At 22.0% G+C, this 5,375-nt stretch carries 7 protein-coding genes; 5 read left to right on the top strand and 2 right to left on the bottom strand.

Going from position 1 to position 5,375, the window contains the following annotated elements; translation table 11 throughout:
* Positions 1 to 89: 89 nt before the first annotated feature.
* Positions 90 to 542, bottom strand: coding sequence for a GNAT family N-acetyltransferase (locus tag Q1J76_RS07320; protein WP_300369076.1), 453 nt, complete (start codon positions 540 to 542; stop codon positions 90 to 92).
* Positions 543 to 549: 7 nt separating this feature from the next.
* Complete coding sequence (locus Q1J76_RS07315; protein ID WP_300369073.1) at positions 550 to 909, bottom strand: hypothetical protein; 360 nt, start codon at positions 907 to 909, stop codon at positions 550 to 552.
* 131 nt (positions 910 to 1,040) lie between these two features.
* Here Q1J76_RS07315 and Q1J76_RS07310 point away from each other — a divergent pair, with 131 nt between their 5' ends.
* The 5 genes from Q1J76_RS07310 to mnmE all read left to right on the top strand — a co-directional run bounded on the left by Q1J76_RS07310 (position 1,041) and on the right by mnmE (position 5,351).
* Entirely contained in the window at positions 1,041 to 1,163 is a 123-nt protein-coding gene (locus Q1J76_RS07310) for a hypothetical protein (RefSeq protein WP_300369071.1), read from the top strand.
* 260 nt (positions 1,164 to 1,423) lie between these two features.
* Positions 1,424 to 2,395 carry a WESB_1763 family membrane protein gene (locus tag Q1J76_RS07305; RefSeq protein WP_300369067.1) on the top strand — a complete coding sequence of 324 codons (972 nt, stop codon included), beginning with the start codon at positions 1,424 to 1,426 and terminating at the stop codon, positions 2,393 to 2,395.
* Between the two features lie 44 nt (positions 2,396 to 2,439).
* Complete coding sequence (gene tsaE, locus Q1J76_RS07300) at positions 2,440 to 2,889, top strand: tRNA (adenosine(37)-N6)-threonylcarbamoyltransferase complex ATPase subunit type 1 TsaE (RefSeq protein ID WP_300369063.1); 450 nt, start codon at positions 2,440 to 2,442, stop codon at positions 2,887 to 2,889.
* Positions 2,886 to 3,911: a hypothetical protein gene (locus Q1J76_RS07295; RefSeq protein ID WP_300369060.1), complete on the top strand. Its 1,026-nt coding sequence runs from the start codon at positions 2,886 to 2,888 to the stop codon at positions 3,909 to 3,911. Before tsaE ends, Q1J76_RS07295 begins: the two co-directional genes overlap by 4 nt.
* A 45-nt stretch (positions 3,912 to 3,956) precedes the next feature.
* Positions 3,957 to 5,351 (top strand): tRNA uridine-5-carboxymethylaminomethyl(34) synthesis GTPase MnmE, encoded by a 1,395-nt coding sequence (gene mnmE, locus Q1J76_RS07290; RefSeq protein WP_300369057.1) that lies wholly within the window; start codon positions 3,957 to 3,959, stop codon positions 5,349 to 5,351.
* The last annotated feature ends 24 nt before the right edge of the window (positions 5,352 to 5,375 follow it).

Raw genomic sequence — 5,375 nt, 5'->3', positions numbered from 1 at the left:
ACTTGCAAAATATTTTCCATAGTACTTCCGATTAAAAATAAATATATTATGTTAATTATAATATAATATTAATATTTTTACAAATAGATTTAATAAATCATATAATGAAAATGTACGCCATTCTCTTCCTGAATATCATTATATAATTCTACAAATCCTAGATTCTTATAGAACTCCAAAGCATAATGACTTGATTTCATAGTGTATTTATCTGAATTAATAATTTTTTTTGCTTCATCAAATAAACTTCTGGCTATACCTAATTTGAAATATTTATCATCTACAAAAAAAAGTGAAATATGATTAAAATCAGTTATTTCAAGCATACCAATAATAGATTTTTCATTATTATTAACTGCTATAAGTATTAAAGAGCCTTCCATATAAAATCTTAATTTCATACTATCAGGCGATATGAATGCTAGAACATTATTAATTCCTTCTTTGCTATCCAAATTGGAATTATATTTCAAATATATATTTTTGGCAAGAATAGAAATATCATCAATATTTCCAATTACTGCCCTTTTAATTTTAAACATATTTTTATTATTCAAATGCTTTTATTAATCTCTGAAAAGGCAAATGATTTGTATCTTTTACTAATGAACCATTTTTATAGTATCTTAAATAAGGTATTAAACCATTATTCCATACTGTTTCTTTGAAATTCATAAAAGGCTCGTATAATGAACTTTGATTGTACATACAAATAAAAATAGTAATATCTATATTTGAATTATTTTCATTGGCATCTAATTCTCTTTTTAGTCCCTTCCAATCACTGCACCAATCTTGAGTGAATATAGCCAAAACATTCTCTGAAGCTTTTTTTATATCATCGCTCACTTCTTTGGTATCAATAATATTTTGCATTTCTTTATCATCTATATTTTTAAAAGTTAACATTATTTTCTCTCCTGTAAAAGCATTATTTAATAATACAATAAAACAATATTTTTATCAAGGAAGCACATTTAATTACAATATTTTACAGCATACAGGAGAATTTATAAAAAATACTTATAATTATTTATAATATGATTAATATAACTTTATTTGAAGGCAATTTTCTTGATAATCAAAAAAGGTATAACAGAGTAAGAACGGCAATAAAAGAAAAAGATAATATCATAAAAAATAATAATATAAAATTAGAATAAGAAATATATTTATATGCAGTACATGCTAAAGATAATGATCAAAGTAAAATACCTCTTTATATATTTCCTTTTCAAATGATAGAATCTAATCTTAATGATTATAAAAATTATACAGTATATGATTTATTAAAAAATAGTAAAAAAGAGTTAAATATAAAAATAAATTCAAATAGAAACTATATATTTGAAGTCCTTGAAATTTTTTAATAAAAATATTACTATTATAATATATTATAATCGGATAGCAGTTAATGATTCAAATGAATAAAAATATTTCTTTTGTAGGCACTTATAATTTCTGGTCATACATATTAATTACTGTTGTATTTTTTAACTATTTATTTTTCAGATCTGTAGTTATAGATAATAATTCACTTATATATTTAATAACAGTTATTTTAGATTATACAATATCAATATCATTCTTTCTTTTAGTATTCTATAAATTTTATAGTTGTATATTTAATTCAGATTTATTAACTGCTGTAATTGGAATAGCTTTTCTAATATTAGGTACATTGAAATTATATGCTATGGATATTAATGTACATAATGTTATTGAATTATTATACTTTATATCAATATTCATTCTTACAATAAAAATATTAATTTCAATAATACTATCAAAAAACACAATAGAATTAGAAAGAGGATTATATATATTTATTCTTGTATCTTTATCATCATCTAATATTAACTACATTTTGATATCAGCAAATAAAATAATAGATACAGATATTCTGCATTATATATCTAATTTTATATCCAATTATATGAGTAAATTATCATCTTTCTCATTTTTAATACTTATAGTAGTTTATATATTGTTTTTCATCAAAAAAATTGTTATGAAAAATATTAATAAATCTTTCTATTTTGTAATAGCGGCTATTATATTATCAATAATTGCAATATTAATATTTGGAAACAGTTTCTTTTTAATCATAATATCATTTTTCAGTGCTTTAGGTATCGTCATATATTTGCCTTTTATTATATATATGGTTATTATAATAATGTTTTTAATAACTTTATTTACATCTTTTATGACATCAATAATATCAAAAATTTATTATCCTAGATTAATAATATTTACAATGTTTATACTTGCAGGACTTGATATGAATAATTTTTCATTGAGATTAATATCAATATTTTCCCTTCTTGAAATGATATCAATTTATAATGATAAAAAATATGATAGTGAATATTTGACAAATAATAATCTATAATATATTATTTCCAAAATATTTTAATTGATAAAAAATAAAAAACTATGAAAAAAGATATTCTTAAAGAAGAAAAAGATATAAACCTTGAAAATATAAACCATATTGCTAAATACTTGAAAGGCATATTAAAAGACGGAGACCTTGTTATAATGGAAGGTAATCTTGGGTTTGGTAAGACTACATTTATAAGAATACTGTCAAGATTAATGAAAAGCGAAGACATTGTAAGTAGTCCTTCTTTTACTTTAATAAATGAATATGATATAATATTAAATGGAAAAGAAAGTATATTAAGACATGTAGATTTATACAGACTTGAAGATAAAGATGAGCTTGATGATATAGGTTTTAAAGATAAGATTAGAGAAAATGGAATTACTATGATAGAATGGGGAAATAAGTTCATAGATTATTTTGAAACTCCTTATTATTTATTTGAAATAGAAATGAAAGAAGAAAACAATAGATTATATAGGATTAGTTTAATTTCATGAAAAAATCATTTATATTATTAATAATGATATTTGCAGCATTAATATCATGCTCTAAAAAAATAGATAAAAATACTGTAGTAAGTGCTGTTACAAAAATTTCATCTGTTAATGTTATTATTGGAAACACTATAGATTATGAAGTTAGAATAATATCAAAAAATAATATAGATTATAATTTTGAAGATTTATCATTCGATGACAGAGAAAATAAATGTCGTATTATATCCGTAGAAAAGAAAGATAGAGATATAGGAAACTATAAAGAAAGAATCATAAAATATAAATTAGGTTTTTATGATGTAGGACAATTTGTAGTATATCCATTCAAAATTTCATATAATTATAATAATGAATACAAAGAACTTCATGGGGAAGATATTACAGTATTAGTATATCCTTTCTCAGATGGAGAAACTTTACCTGCTATGAAAGGAACTATTGGAATAGAAATGCCTAAATATATATGGGTATTTGCTGTATTAATAGTTTTTGCTGTTATAGGACTGATAATTTTAATTTTTGCTATTGTAAAATATATAGAAAAGAAATTTAATGAAAAGATAAATATAAAAGAAGATACTGAAGCTTTGAATGCTTTAAAAAATATGGATATCAATAATTATTATAATGAAAATAAATATGCAGAATATTATTTTGAATTAACTTTTATATTTAAAAGATATTTAACAAAAAGATTCAGATTCAATATAGATGATATGACTACAAGTGAAATTAATCAATTATTTAAAGAAAATATGTTTAATGAAAGTGAATACATTATAAATATGTTTAAAGAATCTGATTATGTTAAATTTGCAAAACAAGTACCAGAACTCAATATAATGCAAAAAGACTATGATTTTTGTATTGATTATATAATAAATAACGGTAACTTATATACAGCATTAAAATTGGAAGAAAAAGAAAATAAAAAAATAAGAAAGTTAGAAAAGAAAAGATTAAAAAAAGAACTTAAAGAAAATAAAAAACTTGAAAATAATCTAATGAATATAGAAAAATAGAAAAAATATAGAATAATTAATTGAAAATAATAAAGAGTAAAAAATATGAATGAATACGATATAAAAGATACAATAGTAGCATTAGCAACTCCGTATTCAAAAAGTGCATTAGCCGTTATAAGAATGTCTGGAAGTAAAGCATTAGAAATAGCATCAAAGATATGTTTTTATGCTAATAATGAAAATAAAAATATAAAGAATTTTGAACATAGAAAAAGCTACTATGCTCTAATAAAAGATGAAAATAATACACCTATAGATGAACTTATAGTACTATCTAGCCTATCGCCTAATACATTCACATCAGAAGATACAATAGAATTTATCTCTCATGGAAGCATTATAGTAATAGATTCTCTTATGAAACTTCTAATAAAAAATGGAGCAAGAACTGCCAATAAAGGGGAGTTCACATACAGAGCATATATAAATGGAAGAATTAGTATAAGCGAGGCTGAAGCTATACATGATTTAATAGATTCTAATAATAAACTTATGGCTGAAGCAAGTATATATAAAATGAGAGGAAGGCTTACAAGAGAGGTAGATAAACTTAGAGAGAATATAAAAAATTCTCTTATGCTTGTTTATGGAGAATTAGATTTTCCTGAAGATGATACTGAAACTTTTTCTTATGATAAATTAATAGAAATGTTTATACAAATAAAAAATGATATAGGAAATATATTATCAAATTCAAAAAGGGTTGAAAATCTAATAAATGGTATAAAAGTTGCAATACTTGGAAAAGTTAATGCTGGAAAAAGCAGTATATTTAACATGATATTAGGAAATGAAAGAGCCATTGTATCAAATATTGCAGGAACTACAAGAGATTTTTTAAGTGAAAATATCTATATAGAGAATATACCTTTTTATTTTATGGATACTGCGGGGTTCCATAAAGAGGCTGATAATGATATAGAGATTGAAGGAATTGAAAGAGCAAAAAAATGTGCTTATGAATCTGATATTATACTTGCAGTTTTTGATAATAGTTCAAATGCAAATGATGATGATATAAATTTAATAGAGTTTTTAAATACATTGAATGATAAAAATATTATTTATATCATAAATAAAAGTGATGAAAAAAACAAATTTAATCAAAAAATAGAAAGCAAAAGCATTATAAATATAAGTACTAAAACAAAAGAAGGAAAAGAATTATTAATGCATGCTTTAAAAAATCATGTGGCAGATTCTGATATTGATATATTCAATAAAGAAAGCTATGTAAATAGTAGAGAAAAAGGATATTTAGAAAGAGGACTTGAGCAAATTGATGTATGTATAGAAAAATCTAAAGAATCATTCTCATTAGATGAAATTGCAGAAGAAATGAATATATTAAATAATATACTTGGTAATGTAAGCGGTAAAATAGATGCTGAAGAAGTAATCAATGAAATATTTGCTAATTTTTGTATAGGAAAATAATATCACAATTCTATAATTACGATA

The organism is Brachyspira sp. (genome assembly GCF_029258575.1).
GTDB lineage: Bacteria > Spirochaetota > Brachyspiria > Brachyspirales > Brachyspiraceae > Brachyspira.
This window is presented reverse-complemented; position numbering and strand designations above follow the sequence as displayed.